Raw genomic sequence first — 21,759 nt, 5'->3', positions numbered from 1 at the left:
ACATTCAGTTTTACCTCATACGGTTCACGGCGTTGACGACAAAGCATCCAGGGGGACAGTGGATAATTAGCCGTTCATTTAAGGATAAAACATTCATCAGGAATATTATTTGATGGTGCCCTGTTTTGCGGAAATAAGTGTGCTGTCAATTAATTACGACGATTTGGCTTTCATTAATTAGGTTGGAATATATGGACATATCTCCCAATAATAGATTTTTAGACAGTGCATGGGTGGCGGAAGAGTGTACAGCGTTTCCAGCGTCGCCATTTCCATTGAGTTCAGATCAGCAAGCGATTTGGTTCGCTCAGACGCTGAATCCTGAATTAACAAATTACAATATAGGGAGCGTGATGATCATTGATGGCAATATCGTTCCCGATATCATAGTTAAAGCGTTTGATTCCGTCATTAAGCGGCATGATGCATTTCGTCTGCGTATGGTTGCCGGTACGTCGCCAGCACAATATTTTGACTCTTCCGCTTTGCCATTAATGGAATTTAAGGATTTTTCGACAACGGATAATCCAATAAATGAAGCTGAACAGTATGTGAATTTAAACTTTACGCAGCCATTTAATTTGGCTGAAAGGTTATGGCGCAGCGCATTAATCTTTGCCGGCAATAACCGCTGGTATTGGCAACTGTGCTGTCACCATATTATTGCCGATGGAACGAGCCTGAGCCTGCTTAATGCAGAGTTGAGCGAAAATTATAGTCGTCTAATTCGCGGGGAGCATTTATCTGAAAGCGCATCGTTATCCTATGCCGATTTTGTGGCCAGTGACGCGGCTTATCTGGGTGCGAAGCAGTGCATCAAAGACCAGGGTTTTTGGCTTGAGCGATATACGGCATTGCCGCCGCAATTATTCCAGCCTTTGGTGACGGCGCGGACTCCGGCATCATATCTGCCTGAGCCTGTAAGCTGGATGCTTGAGGAAAGCCTTTTTCAGCGCATTGAACAGGCGGCTTCTTTATATGGGGTGTCCGTATTGCATTTCATGTATGCCCTTTTTGCCTGTTATTTTAAAAGAGTAAAAAACATTGATGATGTTGTTTTTGGTATCCCACTCCATAATCGAAAAAATGCCCGACAAAAAGCGGCGGTGGGAATGTATGCCTCTGTTATCCCTGTTCGCATTAGATTAACGGATAAGGATTCCTTTTCTGATGTAATGCAAAAAGCAGCCGATGAATTACGTATTTGCTATAAACACCAGCGGCTGCCGATTACGGAAATTAACCGGAGAATAAAAAAACAGCAACATACCGACAGGGCGAATGTATTTGATATGTCGTTATCCTATGAACCTTACGACGTTAACATTCATCTGGAAGGGGCGATAATACAAACCATCAAACCTCATCACCGGGCGCAATATCCTTTAGCGATAACCATTAATCAGTACGCCATCACCAGCAATAATAAACAGAGCCAATCGGTCTGCGTTGAGTTTAATTATTCCCTCGACTATTTCACACCTGCCGATATTCAGGTTATGCAATCTCGCCTTGCTGTATTACTGGAAGGCGCGTTGCAGAATGTTGATACGCCAGTGTCTCACCTACCGGTTTTATCGCCACATGAGCGCCAGCAACTGCTGCAGCCTGCTCATGCTATAGAAAGTGGCGCTTCTAACCTATTAGTCCACGAAATGTTTGAAGCACAAGTCCGTCACTCGCCACAGGCTATCGCTGCCGTTTTCGAGGGGAGCTCATTAACCTATGACGCTCTGAACCGCAGGGCAAACAGGCTGGCCCATCAGCTCATCAGACTGGGTGTTCATCCAAATGACCGCGTGGCTATTTGTCTGGAGCGTGGCCTCGACATGGTGATCGGCATCCTCGGTATCCTCAAGGCGGGCGGAGCCTATGTTCCTTTGGATCCGGTCTATCCGGGCGAACGGCTGAATTACATGCTGGAAGATTCCGCCCCCGCCGCACTGATCACCCATTCTGCTCTTGCGCAGACGCTGAATAGCGCTACTCCTGCCGTATTAATGGATGCGCCGTTACCAGCCGTTGCTGACGAAGATGATGAGAGCAATCCTGTGCCATTATCTCTCGGCCTGGCGGCGCACCATCTGGCCTACGTTATTTATACTTCCGGTTCCACAGGTCAGCCCAAAGGCGTGATGGTTGAACACCGCAATATCACCCGCCTTTTAACTGTCTGCCAGCCTGTTTTTAGCTTTAGTAGTAAAGATACCTGGTCGCTATGCCACTCTTTCTCTTTTGATTTTTCCGTTTGGGAGTTATTCGGCGCGTTATGCTCAGGCGGGCGGTTGATTGTGGTATCAACCGCATGCGCTCGCTCACCCCAGACGCTTTATGCACTGCTATGCCGTGAACAGGTTACGGTACTCAATCAAACCCCCAGCGCATTCCGCCAGTTAATTGCTGCCCAGGACTCAACTCCACATACCCTGCGTTGCATTATCTTTGGCGGCGAAGCGCTTGAAATGCGTTCTCTGGTGCCGTGGATTAACAACGCCTTAAACCGTAATACGCGGCTTATCAATATGTATGGCATCACGGAAATCACCGTGCATGCCACCTGGTATGAAATAGCGCCTTCAGATATTACCTCGCATGGTGCCAGTTTGATTGGCGGCCCGCTCTCCGATTTGCGGATCTACATTCTGGACAGTCACCGTCAACTGGTGCCGTTTGGCGTGACGGGCGAACTCTATATTGCAGGTAACGGCGTGGCGCGTGGTTACCTCAACCGGCCGGAGCTGACGGCAGAACGTTTTCTGCCGGATCCCTTCACCCCCGGCCAGCGGATGTACAGAACCGGCGATCTCGGGCGCTGGCTGCCGGACGGCAATATTGAGTTTCTCGGGCGCAACGATTTCCAGGTCAAACTGCGCGGGTTCCGCATTGAACCGGGGGAAATCAGCGCCTGCCTGACAGAATGCGACGGCGTGCGCGACGCGGTGGTGATGGTGCGGGAAGACACGCCGGGCGATAAGCGGCTGGTCGCCTACCTGCTGGCAGAACCCGGCCACACGCCGGAGCCAGCCCGGCTGCGTCAGCAGCTGGCGCAGTCGCTGGCGGAGCACATGCTGCCCGCCGCGTTTGTCACGCTGGAGAGCTTCCCGCTTACCCCGAACGGCAAGCTGGACAGGCAGGCGCTGCCCGCCCCGGATCGCACGGCGGTGGTCACCCGCGGGGATGAGCCCCCGGCCGGTGAAGTGGAAACCGCGCTGGCCGCCATCTGGTGCGAACTGCTGGGGCTGTCGCAGGTCGGGCGGCAGGACAACTTTTTCGAGCTCGGCGGCCATTCGCTGATGGTGGTGAGCCTGCTGGAGCGGCTGCGCGGCCAGGGGATGGCGCTGGATATCCGCGGGGCGTTCTCCGCCCCGGTGCTGGCTGAGATGGCACAGCGCATCACCCTCCGGGAAGCAGAAGCGCCGGTTCCGCCGCCACGTATCCCGGCGCACTGCCGGGCCATCACGCCCGGTATGCTGCCGCTGGTCAGCCTGACGCAGGCGGAGACTGATGCGGTGGTGGAGACGGTGGACGGCGGCGCGGCGAACGTGCAGGACATCTACCCGCTGTCACCGCTGCAGGAGGGCATTCTGTTCCACCATCTGCTGCAGGCGCAGGGGGATGCCTACCTGCTCAGCAGCCTGCTGGCTTTTGACTCCCGCGTGCTGCTGGAGGCGTTTCTGGCAGCGCTGCAGCAGGTGATAGACCGCCACGACATCCTGCGCAGCGCGGTGTGCTGGCAGGGCGTGTCCCGTCCGGTGCAGGTGGTCTGGCGTCAGGCCGTTCTGCCGGTGACGGCGTTTGTGCCGCAGACCGGCCAGGATATCGCCGGACAGCTGCGGGCACAGGCCAGCCCGCACAGTCAGCGCATGGATATCAGCCGCGCCCCGCTGTTCAGCGCCCGGACGGCGTACGACCCGGCACAGCAGCGGTGGCTGCTGGCGCTTAACTTCCATCATCTGGTCTGCGACCACATCTCGATGGCGCTGGTCTGCGATGAAATCACGCAGATTCTGGACGGGAACGCCGCCGCGCTGGCGGTGCCGGTGCCCTACCGCAACTTTATCGCCCGCACGCTGCGGGTGCCGCAGAGTGAGCATGAGGCGTGGTTCCGCGCCCGGCTGGCGGATACTGACACCCCGACCGCACCGTATGACATTGCCGACACGCGGGAAAGCGGCGGGGTGTGCGGGGAAGCGCGGCAGACGCTGGATACCGCGCTGGCGGGGCATATCCGCGCGCAGGCGCGGCGGCTGGGCGTCAGCCCCGGCGTGCTGTTCCACACGGCGCTGGCGCGCCTGCTGGCGCAGCTGTGCGGCCGGGATGACGTGGTGTTCGGCACCGTGCTGATGGGCCGTCTGCAGGCCGGGGACAGCGGCGAATCCGGTCCCGGCATGTTCATCAACACGCTGCCGCTGCGGGTGTCGCTGGCCGGCCAGGGCGTGCAGGAAGCGGTGCTGACCACGCGGGATGCGCTGGCGGCGCTGTGTGAGCATGAACAGGCGCCGCTGGCGCTGGCGCTGCGCTGCAGCGGGGTGCCGCAGCCGCTGCCGCTGTTCAGCACGCTGCTGAATTACCGCCACAGCCCGGCGCGCAGCAATCTTGTGCGTGAAGGCATCCGGCTGCTGGAAGCGGAAGAGCGGACCAGCTACCCGCTGGCGTTCTCGGTGGATGACACCGGGGAGGGGTTCATCCTGACGGCGCAGACGGTGGCCGGCATCGACCCGCAGCGCCAGCTCGGCTACCTGCTGACCACGCTGGCGGCGCTGAGTGCGGCGCTGGCGCATGAGCCGCAGCGCCCGGTGCTGAGCCTGCCCGTGCTGCCCGAAGGGGAGCGCAACCAGGTGCTGGTGGCGTTTAACGCCACGCGGGCGGCGGTCCCGGCGGAGGGGCTGGTTCACCGGCTGTTTGAGGCGCAGGTGGTGCGCACACCGGAGGCGGTGGCGGTGGTCTGCGACGATATCACGCTCAGCTACGCTGCGCTGAACCGCCGGGCCAACCGGCTGGCGCACCGGCTGATGGCGCTGGGTGTGCGCCCGGACGACCGGGTGGCGGTGTGTCTGCCCCGCAGCGCGGATGTGCTGGTGGCGATACTGGGCATTCTGAAAGCGGGGGGCGCGTATGTGCCGCTGGACCCGGCCTACCCGGCGGGGCGGCTGGGCTATATGCTGGCGGATGCGTCCCCGGTGGCGCTGGTGACGCAGCGGGCGCTGGTGCAGACGCTGAATACCGCGCTGCCGGTGGTGCTGACGGATGCAGAGCCGGAGGACGGTGTGGCGGAACACAACCCGGAGCCGCAGGGGCTGACGGCGGAGCATCTGGCGTATGTGATTTACACCTCCGGCTCGACCGGGAAACCCAAGGGGGTGATGATCGAGCACCGCAACGTCAGCCAGTTTATCCTCAATAATCAGGCCACCGATATCAGCGCGCAGGACTGTATTGCGCACTGCGCCAATATTGCCTTTGACGCCTCGGTCTGGGAAATCTGGTCTGCGCTGCTGAATGGCGCGCGATTGTGCATTATCACACCGTCGACACTACAGGAACCGCACCAGCTGCGCGACGTGCTGCTGCGGGAAAAGGTCAGCGTGATGTGGCTCACCGTCGGGCTGTTTAACGAATACCTTGAGGTACTGAAACCCGTATTCGGGCAACTGCGTTATTTGATGACTGGCGGGGATGTGCTTGATCCGGTGAAAATCAGCCGCCTGCAGCAGTGGGCGCAGCAGCCGGAGCGGCTGATAAACGGCTACGGTCCGACAGAAACCACCACCTTTGTCACCACCTATACCATTGATTCAGCGGTAAGCCGCAACCGGTCAATTCCCATTGGCAAGCCTATCGCCAACACACAGATCTATATTCTGGACAAGCACGGACAGCCAGTACCGCTGGGGATCTGCGGTGAGCTTTATATCGCTGGCAACAGCGTGGCACGGGGTTACCTCAACCGCCCGGAACTGACGGCAGAGCGTTTCCTGCCGGACCCGTTCACGCCCGGTCAGCGGATGTACAGAACCGGCGACCTCGGGCGCTGGCTGCCGGACGGCAATATTGAGTTCCTCGGGCGCAATGATTTCCAGGTCAAACTGCGTGGATTCCGCATCGAGCCGGGGGAAATCGAGGCCTGCCTGATGGCATGCGACGGTGTGCGCGACGCGGTGGTGATGGCGCGGGAAGAGTTGCCGGGTGATAAGCGGCTGGTCGCCTATCTGCTGGCAGAACCCGGCCACACGCCGGAGCCTGCACGACTGCGTCAGCAGCTGGCGCAGTCGCTGGCGGAATATATGCTGCCCGCTGCGTTTGTCACGCTGGAGAGTTTTCCGCTCACGCCGAACGGCAAGCTGGATCGTCAGGCGCTGCCCGCACCGGATCGCACAGCAGCGGTCACCCGCGGGGATGACGCACCCGTTGGCGAAGTGGAAAACACGCTGGCGGCTATCTGGTGTGAGCTGCTGGGGCTGTCGCAGGTCGGGCGGCACGACAACTTTTTCGAACTCGGCGGTCATTCGCTGATGGCGGTACAGCTGATCAGTCGGATCCAGAGTGAGTTTTTCATTGAGGTATCCATTTCCACGCTCTTTCTGTCACCCACCTTACAGGATCAAGCCGAAGCTATTTTTTCTGCACAACTAGAGGCCATCGCAGGGGATGAAATAGCCGCCATACAACACGAACTTGACGAGATGTTACCGGAAGCGTTAGCGAAGATGATAAGTGAAGGACACAACGAATGACGAAAGATACAAGGGATGTAGACGCGCTAAAACGTGCCGTTCTGGAACAAAAAATGAAAGCGCTGTTGCGGGCGCGTAAAGCGGCTCAGCCTCACCAGGCAAGCGTAATTCCACTGGCCGATCGGCGGGCACCGCTACCGCTCTCCTTCGCCCAGCAGCGTTTATGGTTTTTAAGCCAGCTGGATCCTGCCGCCAGCCTGGCATACCACATTCCGGCAACCTTACATCTCAAAGGGTTGCTTAATCATCAGGCGCTTGATGATGCCTTTAATCAGCTTATTGCCCGGCAAGAGAGTTTACGCACACGTTTTGTGATGGTGGATGGCAAGCCCTGGCAGCATATTGATCCCCCTGATACGGATTTTGCTTTAACGCGCCACGACTTGCGTAATCTGAGTGAAACGGCGCGTTGCCAGCGGATTGCCGCGCTGCATGAAGCGGATCGGAAAACCCCGTTTGATTTGAGCCATGACCGCCTTATTCGCGGGGCGTTGTTACAACTCGGCGATGAAGAACACATTCTGCTGCTCACCCAGCACCACATTATTTCTGATGGCTGGTCGATTGGCGTATTAGTTCGCGAACTGAGCCATCTCTATCAGGCGGCCTGCGGCCAGCATGCTTATCCTCTGCACGCCTTGCCCGTTCAGTATGCTGACTACGCAAGCTGGCAGCAGCGCCATTTTCAGGAAGGGGGCCTGGCGAAAGAACTCGATTTCTGGAAACAGTATCTACAAGGTGCGCCAGCGTTACTGGCACTTCCCACCGATCGCCCACGACCAAATGTACAAAGCTTTACGGGGAATAACGTTCCACTGCGCCTTAGTGAGCCTCTGGTGGCTTCGCTTAAGGCATTGAGCCAGCGTCACGGCGCCACGCTTTTTATGACGCTGCTCGCCGGTTGGTCGATTGTGCTGAGCCGGCTAAGTGGCCAGCATGACCTGGTGATTGGCAGCCCGGTAGCCAACCGTTCTCACCAACAGCTGGAGGGATTAATTGGCTTTTTTGTTAACACGCTCGCTTTGCGCGTTAATCTCGCCGGTTGCCCGACAGTCAGCGATTTACTGGCGCATGTTCGCCAACAAACGCTTGCGGCTTATGAACATCAAACACTGCCCTTTGATAAGGTTGTCGAAGCCATTCAACCTGCGCGCAGTTTGAGCCACAGCCCGCTCTTTCAGGTAATGTTAGCGCTCAATAATACGCCTGCTGAGCAGCCAGCGCTGGCAGGTGTGAGTCTCTCGTTAATCGAGCAACAGCACCATTCTGCCCATTTCGATCTGACGCTTGCACTTGAAGAAACAGCCGGTGCGCTGACAGGCGATCTGGAATACGCCTCTGACTTGTTCGATCACGCAACGGCAGAACGTCTCGTTGGCTACTTTGTTAAGGTGCTGACGGAGATGGCTAACGATGAGAACCGCTCTCCGCATGCGCTGCCCATGCTCTCATCAGCCGAGTATCAGCAACTGATCGTCAGTTTTAACACTACTCAGGCAGCTTTACCGCACGAGCATCTGCTGCACAGCCTGTTTGAAGCTCAGGTGCAGCGCACCCCGGATGCGGTGGCGGTGGTCTGCGACGATATCTCGCTCAGTTACGATGCGCTGAACCGCCGGGCCAACCGGCTGGCGCACCGGCTGATGGCGCAGGGGGTGCGCCCGGATGATCGGGTGGCGGTGTGCCTGGCGCGCAGCGTCGATGCAATAGTGGCGATGCTGGGCATTCTGAAAGCGGGCGGTGCGTATGTGCCGATGGATCCAACGTATCCGGTGGGGCGGCTGAACTATATGCTGGCGGATGCGGCACCGGTGGCGCTGGTGGCGCAGCATGCGCTGGCGCAGACGCTGGACACCGCGCTGCCAGTGGTGTTGACGGATGCGGCAGCGGAGCAGGACAGTGCGGCAGAATACAACCCGGATCCGCAGGCGTTGGGGCTGACACCGGAGCACCTGGCGTATGTGATTTACACCTCCGGCTCGACCGGGAAACCCAAAGGGGTGATGGTCGAGCACCGCAACGTCAGCCAGTTTATCCTCAATAACCAGGCCGCCGGGATCAGCGCACAGGACTGCCTTTCACACAGCGCCAATATTGCCTTTGACGCCTCGGTCTGGGAGATCTGGTCTGCGCTGCTGAACGGTGCGCGGCTGTGTATTATCACGCCGTCGACACTGCAGGATCCACACCAGTTGCGCGACGTGCTGCTGCGGGAAAACGTCAGCATATTGTGGATTACCGTCGGGCTGTTTAACGAATACCTCGAGGTGCTGAAACCGGTGTTCGGGCAGTTGCGTTATCTGCTGACCGGCGGGGACGTGCTTGATCCGGTGAAAATCAGCCGCCTGCAGCAGTCGGAACAGCAGCCAAAGCGGTTGATAAGCTGTTATGGTCCGACCGAAGCCACGACGTTTATCACCACCTATGCCATCCCCGGCGCAGTGAACCGCAATCGCTCAATTCCCATCGGCAAGCCTATCGCCAACACGCAGATTTATCTGCTGGATGAGTACGGCCAGCCGGTACCGCTGGGGATCTGCGGTGAGATCTATATCGCCGGTGACAGCGTGGCGCGTGGTTACCTGAACCGGCCTGAGCTGACGGCAGAACGTTTTCTGCCGGATCCCTTCACCCCCGGCCAGCGGATGTACAGAACCGGCGATCTCGGGCGCTGGCTGCCGGACGGCAACATTGAGTTTCTCGGACGCAACGATTTCCAGGTCAAACTGCGCGGGTTCCGCATCGAGCCGGGGGAAATCAGCGCCTGCCTGACGGCATGCGACGGCGTGCGCGACGCGGTGGTGATGGCGCGGGAAGACACGCCAGGCGATAAGCGGCTGGTTGCCTACCTGCTGGCAGAACCCGGCCACACGCCGGAGCCAGCCCGGCTGCGTCAGCAGCTGGCGCAGTCGCTGGCAGAGCACATGCTGCCCGCCGCGTTTGTCACGCTGGAGAGCTTCCCGCTCACGCCCACTGGCAAGCTGGACAGGCAGGCGCTGCCCGCCCCGGATCGCACGGCGGTGGTCACCCGCGGGGATGAACCTCCGGCCGGTGAGGTGGAAACCGCGCTGGCCGCCATCTGGTGCGAACTGCTGGGGCTGTCGCAGGTCGGGCGGCAGGACAACTTTTTCGAGCTCGGCGGCCATTCGCTGATGGTGGTGAGCCTGCTGGAGCGGCTGCGCGGCCAGGGGATGGCGCTGGATATCCGCGGGGCGTTCTCCGCCCCGGTGCTGGCTGAGATGGCACAGCGCATCACCCTCCGGGAAGCAGAAGCGCCGGTTCCGCCGCCACGTATCCCGGCGCACTGCCGGGCCATCACGCCCGGTATGCTGCCGCTGGTCAGCCTGACGCAGGCGGAGACTGATGCGGTGGTGGAGACGGTGGACGGCGGCGCGGCGAACGTGCAGGACATCTACCCGCTGTCACCGCTGCAGGAGGGCATTCTGTTCCACCATCTGCTGCAGGCGCAGGGGGATGCCTACCTGCTCAGCAGCCTGCTGGCTTTTGACTCCCGCGTGCTGCTGGAGGCGTTTCTGGCAGCGCTGCAGCAGGTGATAGACCGCCACGACATCCTGCGCAGCGCGGTGTGCTGGCAGGGCGTGTCCCGTCCGGTGCAGGTGGTCTGGCGTCAGGCCGTTCTGCCGGTGACAGCGTTTGTGCCGCAGACCGGCCAGGATATCGCCGGACAGCTGCGGGCACAGGCCAGCCCGCACAGTCAGCGCATGGATATCAGCCGCGCCCCGCTGTTCAGCGCCCGGACGGCGTACGACCCGGCACAGCAGCGGTGGCTGCTGGCGCTTAACTTCCATCATCTGGTCTGCGACCACATCTCGATGGCGCTGGTCTGCGATGAAATCACGCAGATTCTGGACGGGAACGCCGCCGCGCTGGCGGTGCCGGTGCCCTACCGCAACTTTATCGCCCGCACGCTGCGGGTGCCGCAGAGTGAGCATGAGGCGTGGTTCCGCGCCCGGCTGGCGGATACTGACACCCCGACCGCACCGTATGACATTGCCGACACGCGGGAAAGCGGCGGGGTGTGCGGGGAAGCGCGGCAGACGCTGGATACCGCGCTGGCGGGGCATATCCGCGCGCAGGCGCGGCGGCTGGGCGTCAGCCCCGGCGTGCTGTTCCACACGGCGCTGGCGCGCCTGCTGGCGCAGCTGTGCGGACGGGATGACGTGGTGTTCGGCACCGTGCTGATGGGCCGTCTGCAGGCCGGGGACAGCGGCGAATCCGGTCCCGGCATGTTCATCAACACGCTGCCGCTGCGGGTGTCGCTGGCCGGTCAGGGAGTGCAGGAAGCGGTGCTGTCCACGCGGGATGCGCTGGCGGCGCTGTGTGAGCATGAACAGGCGCCGCTGGCGCTGGCGCTGCGCTGCAGCGGGGTGCCGCAGCCGCTGCCGCTGTTCAGCACGCTGCTGAATTACCGCCACAGCCCGGCGCGCAGCAATCTTGTGCGCGAGGGTATCCGGCTGCTGGAAGCGGAAGAGCGGACCAGCTACCCGCTGGCGTTCTCGGTGGATGACACCGGGGAGGGGTTCATCCTGACGGCGCAGACGGTGGCCGGCATCGACCCGCAGCGCCAGCTCGGCTACCTGCTGACCACGCTGGCGGCGCTGAGCGCGGCGCTGGCGCATGAGCCGCAGCGCCCGGTGCTGAGCCTGCCCGTGCTGCCCGAAGGGGAGCGCAACCAGGTGCTGGTGGCGTTTAACGCCACGCGGGCGGCGGTGCCGGCGGAGGGGCTGGTTCACCGGCTGTTTGAGGCGCAGGTGGTGCGCACGCCGGAGGCGGTGGCGGTGGTCTGCGACGATATCACGCTCAGCTACGCTGCGCTGAACCGGCGGGCCAACCGGCTGGCGCACCGGCTGATGGCGCTGGGTGTGCGCCCGGATGACCGGGTGGCAGTGTGTCTGCCCCGCAGCGCGGATGTGCTGGTGGCGATACTGGGCATTCTGAAAGCGGGGGGCGCATATGTGCCGCTGGACCCGGCCTACCCGGCGGGGCGGCTGGGCTATATGCTGGCGGATGCGTCCCCGGTGGCGCTGGTGACGCAGCGGGCGCTGGTGCAGACGCTGAATACCGCGCTGCCGGTGGTGCTGACGGATGCGGCGCCGGAGGACAGTGCGGCGGAGCACAACCCGGAGCCGCAGGGGCTGACGGCGGAGCATCTGGCGTATGTGATTTACACCTCCGGCTCGACCGGGAAACCCAAGGGGGTGATGGTTGAGCACCGCAATGTTGTCAGCATGCAAAGCGCCATACAGGCGAGGCTGGGTATACAACATCCTTCGCGCGTGAGTATGAATGCCAGCATTGTGTTTGATGCCTCGGTGCAGAGCTGGGTGCACTTACTGTTGGGGCATACGATGGTCATCGTTCCGGAGGCGGTTCGTAAAGAGGGTGGCGCGCTGTTAGCATTCTTGCGCCGTCAACGCGTTGATGTGATCGATTGCACGCCCCTTCAGTTGCAGGGGCTGATTGCCGCAGGGTTACAGAAAGCGTATGAGGGCTATCCCTGTACTGTCATTATCGGTGGCGATGCGATCCCGTTATCAGCCTGGTCGGCCATGCAAAACATTGAGCAGATCCGTTTTGTTAACGCCTACGGGCCGACGGAGTGTACCGTCAATGCCAGTATGTGCGTGGTTGATAAAACGCTGGCGACGCCGGGCATTGGCAAACCGCTCGACAACACGCAGATCTATTTCCTCGATGATCACGGTCAGCCAGTACCGCTGGGGATCTGCGGCGAGCTTTATATCGCTGGCAACGGCGTGGCACGGGGTTACCTCAACCGCCCGGAACTGACGGCAGAGCGTTTCCTGCCGGACCCGTTCACGCCTGGTCAGCGGATGTACAGAACCGGCGACCTCGGTCGCTGGCTGCCGGACGGCAATATTGAGTTCCTCGGGCGTAATGATTTCCAGGTCAAACTGCGCGGATTCCGCATCGAGCCGGGGGAAATCGAGGCCTGCCTGACGGCATGCGACGGTGTGTGCGACGCGGTGGTGATGGCGCGGGAAGAGTTGCCGGGTGATAAGCGGCTGGTCGCCTATCTGCTGGCAGAACCCGGCCACACGCCGGAGCCTGCACGACTGCGTCAGCAGCTGGCGCAGTCGCTGGCGGAATATATGCTGCCCGCCGCGTATGTCACGCTGGAGAGCTTTCCGCTTACGCCGAACGGCAAGCTGGATCGTCAGGCGCTGCCCGCACCGGATCGCGCTGCGCTGGTCACCCGCGGGGATGAACCCCCGGCTGGTGAGGTGGAAAACATGCTTGCGGCTATCTGGTGTGAGCTGCTGGGGCTGTCGCAGGTCGGGCGGCATGACAACTTTTTTGAACTCGGTGGTCACTCTTTACTGGCGGTTCAGCTGTTAAACCGCATGGCAAAAACTGGGCTGGCTATCTCACTGGCGACACTCTTTGCCAGGCCATCCCTGGCGCAGCTTGCTGGCTTTATTCAGGACAGGGAAAAATCACTCGCATCACCTTTTGCCGATAATCCTGTTGTGCTGCGGGGGGAAGGTACACAGCCGCCGCTTTTTCTGGTGCATGAGCCTTCCGGCGATCCGCTGGTCTATTCGCCTCTGGCTACGATGTTGCGGGTCGATCGCCCCGTGTATGCACTTTCGGCACTTGGTCTGCATAACGCAGAGAATCCGCCGGCATCGCTGGAAGCGCTGGCCGCCTGCCATATTGAAGCCATCCGTCGCGTACAGGCGCATGGACCTTACCACCTTGCGGGCTGGTCTTTAGGCGGTGTTATCAGTTATGAAATTGCGCTGCAGTTGCAACGAAGCGGGGAAGAGATCGCCTTTATCGGCATGATTGACAGCTATCATCCGGCTGCGCATCAGAAGCGTGATGTCAGCGCGAGCAGCGAGCCGGCAGTACGTGACGAAATGATCGTCAATTTCTTATCCATGCATGTGCCGGAGAGCGAAAGGTCGATACTGGCACAGCTGCAAAGTCCCCTTGATATGCAAGCCGTTTTTGATCTTTGCAGCGAACATAACTGGTTGCCGAAGGATATTAGCTATGAGGATCTGCTGTTACGCCTGGAAACGGTGTTGTACATCAGGCCGCTGGGGCTGCGGTATCAGCCGATTCCTGCGGATCTCACCATCAACCTTTACACGGCAAATCTGGAGGAAAGCGACGACATCTGGCGCGGCTGGCACGGCACAGTAAGCAGCGATTCGTCGCTGCATGTTATTGGTGGGACGCATTTATCGATTATGCAACCGCCGTTGCTGGCGCAACTGGCGAAGACAATGTCGGCAGACCTGCTCCCCCGATCTTCCTACCAGCCGGTGGTTGTTATGCAGGAGGGGGCCGATTGCGAAACGCCACTATTTTGCATCCCGGGTGCCGGTGCATCCGCATTCAGTTTTCTTGACGTGGTGGGACTTTTGCCTGCAACACTTCCTGTTTATGCGCTGCAGGCACGCGGGCTCACCGATGTGAAAACCATGCCGCATCTGACAATTGAAGAGACGGCACGTGATTACATCAGCGCAATGCGTGAACGTCAGCCTTCCGGGCCATATCACCTTATTGGGCACTCCTTTGGCGGCTGGATAGCCTTTGAAATTGCGCTGCAATTACAGGCGCAAGGGGAGACGGTTGCCGATCTGATTATCATTGACAGCCGCTCTCCCGGGGCTAAACCGCCGGTCAGCCACCTCGGGGCAGTGATGAAATTAATCAGCATTTATAATTTGATGCTGAACCGGGAGCTGCCCATTACGGAGGACGCGCTATTGGGAATGGCGCCACAGCAGCGGCTTATCTGTTTGCATCAACTTTTGATTGAGGCGGGGGTTTACACCCGCAACACGCCACTTTCGTTGCTGGCTGGTGTTTTCCATGTGTTGTACGCAAACCTCAATACCTCCTATGTTCCCCGCGCGCGTTACCAGGGGAGGTTGCATAGCATTAATGCACAAGAGGCTAATGGTGCAGAGCGGGAACAGCGCGAGGCGGTGTGGCGTGAATACGCGACACAATTCACCGCCATGCTGAGCCCAGGAAATCATATGACTATGTTGACCATGCCGCACGCGGGCGCGCTTGCCGATCATATTACGACCGTGATCAGTCAGCCTTAGCCGGGTCCGTTTCTCATAACAAACCTGAACCACCTCGGATGAGGTGGTTTTTTATTTATGCGTATAAAAACAAAGATCCGCGCTGCCTCCTGCTTCCGGTTGTATTTGCACGCTGGTAAAGTGATTCGCGGAAAAAGGCGAGGGAACAGAGGCAGACAGAGATGAGCGGGCGCATCGACTATCAGATTGAAAAATATAGTTTCACCGCAGTTGATGAAACGCCGCGTCTGGCGCGTCAGTGGGCAGATGTCATGGATGAGTGCCGCCAGACGCAGGCCGGGGCGCAGGAACGTTTACGCATTGCACTGTTGAATGTGGATTACGCTACCAGCCTGGAGTTACCTTTTCGTTTGTTGCTGGTTCGTGCACCGCAGCTTATTGACAGCCTGCGCGACGAGCTGCAAATCAGCCGTAAACCCGCCGTTATCAGCGGCAGCCGCTGGGGATGTACTTACAGTCTGAAAAGCGATTTAAGCGCTATCCCGGATGCCTTTAGCTACCGCTTTTCCAATCGTATTCGTCGCCTTGATCCCACTAACGTTACGGCTGCGCCGTACCAGCAAATCGCCAAAGAGGTTAAAGCCCCGCGCGAACGTCTGAAGTTGGCGCTGGAGAGGGGTCTCCAGGTCACGGCGCTTGATGCGTTATTCTGGTTTGGCATTCAGCGGCTGGCCGCCGATGTGGCGAGACTCAGAAAGAAAGGGATGAGGATCAGCACCGCAGAAACGGATGTATTCGATAGCCTGACGGGCACAACGCGGCGGGTACCGTATTATCAACTTGAACAGCGTTAAAGAAACTTTAGCGATGAATTAAAATACATTCAGGAATGCTTTCCGAAAATATTGCGCGGCTTTATTACCAGCAATAATATTATCTGGAAAGTGCTGTGCGATAATTAGCTCATCAATTAATAACTCCGAATATTAATAATTAAGTAAATTTCTTTATTTATTCCTAATCTTTAAAATTCGATGTGAAAAAATGAAACGTTTTGGTTTATTGTTGCCGTGTTATGCGCAGGGATAGTTACGCGCAAATATCACAAAGCAATAAACAGAGAGGGAACGATGAGCGATAGCTTCCAGCGGGAGATACCGAAAGCACGTATCAACCTGAAACTCGACCTGCATACGGGCGGAGCACAGAAAAAAACAGAATTACCGTTGAAATTACTGGTGACGGGTGATTTTAGTAATGGGCAGGAAACGGCGTCTTTAAGCGAACGCGTTAAAGTCAACGTTAATAAAAATAACTTTAATAGTGTTCTTTCTGATTATTCCCCAAAAGTTAACCTTGTTGTTGAAAATACCCTGGCGGGTAATGGTAGCGAAGAGAATATCAGCTTGACGTTCCGCGATATGAAAGATTTCACGCCAGAAGAGGTTGCCCGCCAAATTCCCCAGCTCAAAGCTATGTTGGCAATGCGCAATCTGCTTCGCGATCTGAAAGCGAACTTACTCGATAATCAGACTTTCCGAAAGGAATTAGAAAAAATTCTTCTTAACCCCTCTCTCAGCGCAGAACTGCGTGATGAGCTCTCCTCTCTTGCGCCCAAACAGCCATAAATGCTGGCGAAGTTTTAACAGATGAATAAGGAATGTTGATGTCTGTACAAAATGAAAGTGTCGCCACAGGCGAAAGCGTGGTTTTACAAGGCACGCAAGCGGGAGGTGTCTATGCCTCTTTATTTGAAAAAATCAATCTGAACCCGGTAACAACGCTAAGCGCGCTGGATATCTGGCAGGATGCGCAGGCGATGTCGGATGCAACAGCCGATGAGCGTCTGACCGCAGGGATGCAGGTGTTCCTGGAATGCCTGACAAAATCCGGTTCGAAAGTTGAAAAACTTGACCGCAATTTGATTGATCACCATATCGCACAGCTGGATTACCAGATTAGCCGTCAACTGGATGCGGTGATGCACCATGAGGCGTTTCAGGCAGTAGAAAGTCTGTGGTGTGGGCTGAAATCTCTGGTGGATAAAACCGATTTTCGCCAGAACGTCAAAATCGAACTGCTCGATCTCTCCAAAGACGATCTGCGCCAGGATTTTGAAGATAGCCCCGAAATTATTCAGAGTGGTTTATACAAACACACTTATATCGATGAATATGACACGCCGGGTGGCGAGCCCATTGCCGCGCTGATTTCTGCTTACGAGTTTGATGCTTCTGCGCAGGATGTCGCTTTGCTGCGCAATATTTCGAAAGTGTCTGCCGCTGCCCACATGCCGTTTATCGGCTCTGCGGGGCCGAAATTTTTCCTCAAGGACGCGATGGCGGACGTGGCGGCGATAAAAGATATCGGCAACTACTTTGACCGCGCTGAGTACATCAAGTGGAAATCCTTTCGCGAGACGGACGACTCCCGCTATATCGGTCTGGTGATGCCGCGTGTGCTTGGCCGCCTGCCATATGGCCCTGACACCGTGCCGGTACGCAGTTTCAATTATGTGGAACAAGTGAAAGGGCCGGATCACGATAAATACCTGTGGACCAACGCCTCGTTCGCCTTTGCCGCCAATATGGTACGCAGCTTTATCAATAACGGTTGGTGTGTACAAATTCGTGGCCCGCAGGCGGGCGGTGCAGTTCAGGATCTGCCTATTCACCTTTACGACCTCGGCACGGGCAATCAGGTAAAAATCCCCTCTGAAGTGATGATCCCGGAAACGCGTGAGTTCGAGTTCGCAAATCTCGGCTTTATTCCACTGTCGTATTACAAAAACCGTGATTACGCCTGCTTCTTCTCCGCTAACTCCACGCAGAAACCGGCGCTGTACGATACCGCTGACGCAACCGCCAATAGCCGTATCAATGCGCGCCTGCCGTATATCTTCCTGCTCTCGCGTATTGCGCATTATCTGAAGCTTATTCAGCGTGAAAACATCGGTACGACCAAAGATCGCCGTTTACTGGAACTGGAGCTGAACACCTGGGTGCGCAGTCTGGTCACCGAAATGACCGATCCGGGCGACGAGCTGCAGGCTTCCCATCCGCTGCGTGATGCCAAAGTCGTGGTGGAAGATATTGACGATAACCCGGGGTTCTTCCGCGTCAAACTCTATGCCATCCCGCATTTCCAGGTCGAAGGCATGGACGTCAACCTGTCACTGGTTTCCCAGATGCCGAAGGCCAAGTCATAAGGCGAAGGAATACCAGGGATGAAGATCTATCGTCCGTTATGGAATGAAGGGGCCTTGCTGGCCCCTCAGCAGTTCCAGCAGCAGTCCGGGTGGGAATCTTTTTCCCGTGCCGGATTATCCCGGCTTTACAGCCCCTTTCCGTGGGGGGTTGAGCGAGTCGAGTTCAATGACGCCCTTCTCGCGTCTGGTCGGGTGCAGGTGCAGACCCTGCGTCTGTGGCTGCCGGATGGCACACTGGTTGACACACAAAACAGTGATTTACCGCCTGAGCCGAGAGAAGTGGCGCTGCCGGACTCCGGTCAGGTGGAGAGTGTGACCGTGCTGATTGCGCTGCCAGTGATGCAACCCGGCATTGTTAATGTCCAGATGGAAACAGTGTCTGCCGAACGTCCGCTGCGCTATCGCGAAGAGTGGGTGGCCGTTCAGGATCTATTCGGTCAGGAAGAAGAGCCAATGGCCGTGGCCCGTTTCAATCTCGCGTTCCGCTTTGATCACGAAAGTAACGATGCCTGGCAGACCTGTGCCGTAGCTCGTCTGTTGCGTGATGGGCAGGGTGGCTGGCGTCAGGATCCGGACTTTGTGCCACCGATGGCAATGTTCTCTGCAAGCAGCCTGTTACGTGAACGTCTGGTGCTGCTGAACCGCCAGTTGCGTTCCCGACGCCAGCGTCTGATGGCGATGCGTCGCGAGAGCAATGACCGCATGGCAGACTTTGCGGTTGCCGATGTCTCGCTGTTCTGGTTGCTGAATGCGCTAAATACGCATGCCCGTGTTTTGACTGAGTTCGAACGCTTCCCGGCTCGTCACCCTGAACAGGTATGGGCAGAGCTGGCGCGACTTGCCGGCAGCCTGCTGACGTTTTCGCTGGATCGCGATCTGGATGCGATCCCGGGCTATGACCATCACGCTCCGGAAAACACCTTCCCGCCGTTATTTGAACTTATCAGTGAGCTACTGGAAGCCAGTCTGCCGTCGCGCGTGGTTGCCGTGAATATGACCCGCCTGGACGAGCAAACCTGGAAAGCGGTGTTGCACGATATCCGTCTGCGCGAAGAAGCCGATTTTTACCTGTCTGTCCGTTCAAATTTGCCGGCCTGGCAGGTAGCCGAGAAATTTACCGAAATGGCCATGGCCGGTACCCCGGATGATGTGGGCCAGATTACCAGTGTGGCAATGGAAGGCATTGGTCTTATCCCGCTTACCCGTGTTCCTGCAGCACTGCCGGTGCGCCTGGAAAATCAGTACTTCGTGCTGGATATGGAGAGCCGTGCGGCGCAGGAGATGCTGGAGCAGGGCGTGTGCTTGTTCTACGTACCGTCACTGTTGGGCGAGCTTGAACTTGAACTGTTTGCGGTGCTGCGCTCATGAGAAAGGATATCGATATCGACGACCTGATGGCGGACTCCTGGCTCACCGTGTCTCAACTGCGTCACGCCGCCAGAGCGCCGGATGGCAAGGCGCTCTATAAAAACTGTTGTGCCCAGGTGGAGAGTGTACGCGAAGCGCTGGAGCACGCTGGTTACGACAGCGAGAGCATCGCACATATTACCTATGCGCAGTGTGCCCTGCTGGATGAAGCGGTGATGAACCGTAAATCTGTGCCTGCTGGAACAGAGGCGGATTCGTCGGACTCTGAATCTGCAACAGTGGCACCGCAGAAGGCTGACATGGACGAAGGCATCAAAGCCTGGCGCGCAGCGCCGTTGCAGGCCCGTTACTTTGGCTCGCTGCGTGCGGGTGGTGCTTTATATGACCGCATTGCGGAAGTGCTGCGTCAGCCGTCACCGGTTCCTGCGGTGCTGACTTGCTACCAGCGTGTTCTTGCGTTGGGGTTCCAGGGGCAGTTTGCCTTCTCTGGTGCCGGACAGACCCAGCGAGAAGAGGTGATTGCCGCTCTTAATGAGCGCGTACCACCGCTGGAGACTAGCGTTGATCTGGTCGTACAGAAAACCGGTAAGCGCCGCTACAACATTCTGCGCTCCGTATGGTTCTGGATAATCCTGGCGGCACTTGTCACTGCACTGGTCTGGGCTGGCGGTCACCTGTGGTTGAAGGATCTTCTGCGCCAGCAATTACCGGAGTTGCGCTGATGCGAAAATCTGCACTGTCACGGGCTGCGTTTCCGGTGCTGATTTGTCTGGCCGCCGCGCTCTGGGTGATTTGGGGTTTTCTGAATTTCTCTGTGCCGGTCAACGGTGTGCTGACGCTGACAGGGAGCATGGTGGCGCTGTTGCTGATGCGTCGCCGATACAGTCGCCAGCAGCCTGTCGGGCAGCACGTTGATGAGGGTGTTTCTCCGCCAGCCGGTTTCACCGGTCCGGTTTTACTGGTATGCGGCGATATCGACGACGAACTGTTTGTCGAGGATGTATGCCGCACCACAGCGCAGGGCTGCTATCTGAAAGTGGGGGCAACGGATCAGCTAAGCACATTTGCTGAGCGTTTACTCGCGCGTGAACCCCGTATGGCCGGGCAACTGGTGGTGATGTTTCGCTGCCTGCCAGATTTGCACAAAGATGAAGGGCGACTGCGTGTTTCTCTGAAGGAACTGCGTCAGCAGATAAAGCAGCTGAAAAATCTTTCCGGCTATTTGCCACCTGTCGTGCTGGTTGGTGAGTTTTCCGGACCGGAAACACCGTGGATCGTGATTCGCGGTAAAACGCCGCTGGTCTGCCCGACGGATGAACCAGTGCAGACGCTGGAGGCGTGGCGGACTCTGCCTGAAAACGTGACCCGTCTGCCGTATCTGTCGCATGCCATTAGCTTGCTGCAACAGGTGGTGATGGATGAACTGACGAAAGCGGACAGGCTGTGTCCGGTTGTCACGCCGTTTGCGGTGGTTGTGCGCAGTGGGGCTGTCCGTACTGAGGCCGGTGCCATCTGGCCGCAGTGGTTGTTTCGCCATTCCAGGCTCTTACCCCCGGCTTCCAGCTCAACGTATCCGGCGCTGTGGCATTTTGCCGATCCGGTTTTGCCGTTACTTGCACCTTATGCCATGCCTCTTCAGGACGGGAAAACCGGGCGTCGTGTGGTGATGTTCCTGCTGTTTTGCATGGTCAGCGCGCTTGGTCTGTCCGTGCTACATAACCAGTCCCTTATCGGGCGGATCGCTGCCGATCTGCAGCGCTGGTACGCCATTCCGATGACGCACTACGCACCGAAAGCCCAGTCACTACAGGCCCTGCAACAGGATGCCTTGCTGCTGGAACGCTGGCAGCGCCAGGGCGAGCCGCAGCGTTACGGTCTGGGACTCTATCCGGGCGAGCGTTTGTGGCTCAGCGTTCAGCAGGCCATTGATACGTGGGTTCCACCACCGCCACCGCCAAAGTCAAAAGCGGTGCCGAAGATTATCCGCCTCGACAGCATGTCGCTATTCGACTCGGGTATGTCCGACCTTAGGCCAGGCTCTACCAAACTGCTGGTCAACTCCCTGGTAGGCATCAAAGCCAAACCCGGCTGGCTGATTGTCGTGTCCGGGCATACCGATAACACCGGCAATCCTGGGCTTAACCAGACGCTCTCCATGAAGCGCGCCGAAGCGGTACGTGACTGGATGCGCGACACCGGTGATGTGCCGGAAAGCTGTTTTGCGGTGCAGGGCTACGGTCAACGTCGCCCCATTGCAACTAATGACACCACGGAAGGCCGTGCGCTCAACCGCCGTGTCGAAATCAGTCTGGTACCGCAGGTCGATGCCTGCCAGCTACCGGGCAAACCCTCAGCGTCATCACAGGATGATGACGTTTCTCAACACTAAATGGAG

General features: G+C 58.1%; 8 protein-coding genes. All 8 read left to right on the top strand.

Going from position 1 to position 21,759, the window contains the following annotated elements; all coding sequences use genetic code 11:
• The first annotated feature begins 191 nt into the window (after positions 1-191).
• The 8 genes from H650_RS10385 to H650_RS10350 all read left to right on the top strand — a co-directional run bounded on the left by H650_RS10385 (position 192) and on the right by H650_RS10350 (position 21,753).
• Entirely contained in the window at positions 192-6,734 is a 6,543-nt protein-coding gene (locus H650_RS10385) for a non-ribosomal peptide synthetase (RefSeq protein ID WP_110093615.1), read from the top strand.
• Positions 6,731-14,848, top strand: a complete 8,118-nt coding sequence (locus tag H650_RS10380) for a non-ribosomal peptide synthetase (protein ID WP_052332811.1) — start codon at positions 6,731-6,733, stop codon at positions 14,846-14,848. Before H650_RS10385 ends, H650_RS10380 begins: the two co-directional genes overlap by 4 nt.
• Before the next feature lie 161 nt (positions 14,849-15,009).
• Positions 15,010-15,642: an ECs1377 family protein gene (locus H650_RS10375; RefSeq protein ID WP_020455217.1), complete on the top strand. Its 633-nt coding sequence runs from the start codon at positions 15,010-15,012 to the stop codon at positions 15,640-15,642.
• A gap of 276 nt (positions 15,643-15,918) precedes the next feature.
• Positions 15,919-16,416, top strand: coding sequence for a type VI secretion system contractile sheath small subunit (gene tssB / locus H650_RS10370; RefSeq protein WP_020455216.1), 498 nt, complete (start codon positions 15,919-15,921; stop codon positions 16,414-16,416).
• Between the two features lie 32 nt (positions 16,417-16,448).
• Positions 16,449-17,996 (top strand): type VI secretion system contractile sheath large subunit, encoded by a 1,548-nt coding sequence (tssC, locus tag H650_RS10365; RefSeq protein ID WP_044489484.1) that lies wholly within the window; start codon positions 16,449-16,451, stop codon positions 17,994-17,996.
• 18 nt (positions 17,997-18,014) lie between these two features.
• Entirely contained in the window at positions 18,015-19,364 is a 1,350-nt protein-coding gene (gene tssK, locus H650_RS10360) for a type VI secretion system baseplate subunit TssK (protein ID WP_020455214.1), read from the top strand.
• Complete coding sequence (tssL, locus tag H650_RS10355) at positions 19,361-20,086, top strand: type VI secretion system protein TssL, short form (protein ID WP_020455213.1); 726 nt, start codon at positions 19,361-19,363, stop codon at positions 20,084-20,086. The genes tssK and tssL overlap by 4 nt, the downstream gene beginning before the upstream one ends.
• Positions 20,086-21,753 (top strand): OmpA family protein, encoded by a 1,668-nt coding sequence (locus tag H650_RS10350; RefSeq protein WP_020455212.1) that lies wholly within the window; start codon positions 20,086-20,088, stop codon positions 21,751-21,753. Before tssL ends, H650_RS10350 begins: the two co-directional genes overlap by 1 nt.
• Positions 21,754-21,759 lie beyond the last annotated feature (6 nt).

This window comes from Enterobacter sp. R4-368 (assembly GCF_000410515.1).
Lineage (GTDB): Bacteria > Pseudomonadota > Gammaproteobacteria > Enterobacterales > Enterobacteriaceae > Kosakonia.
This window is presented reverse-complemented; position numbering and strand designations above follow the sequence as displayed.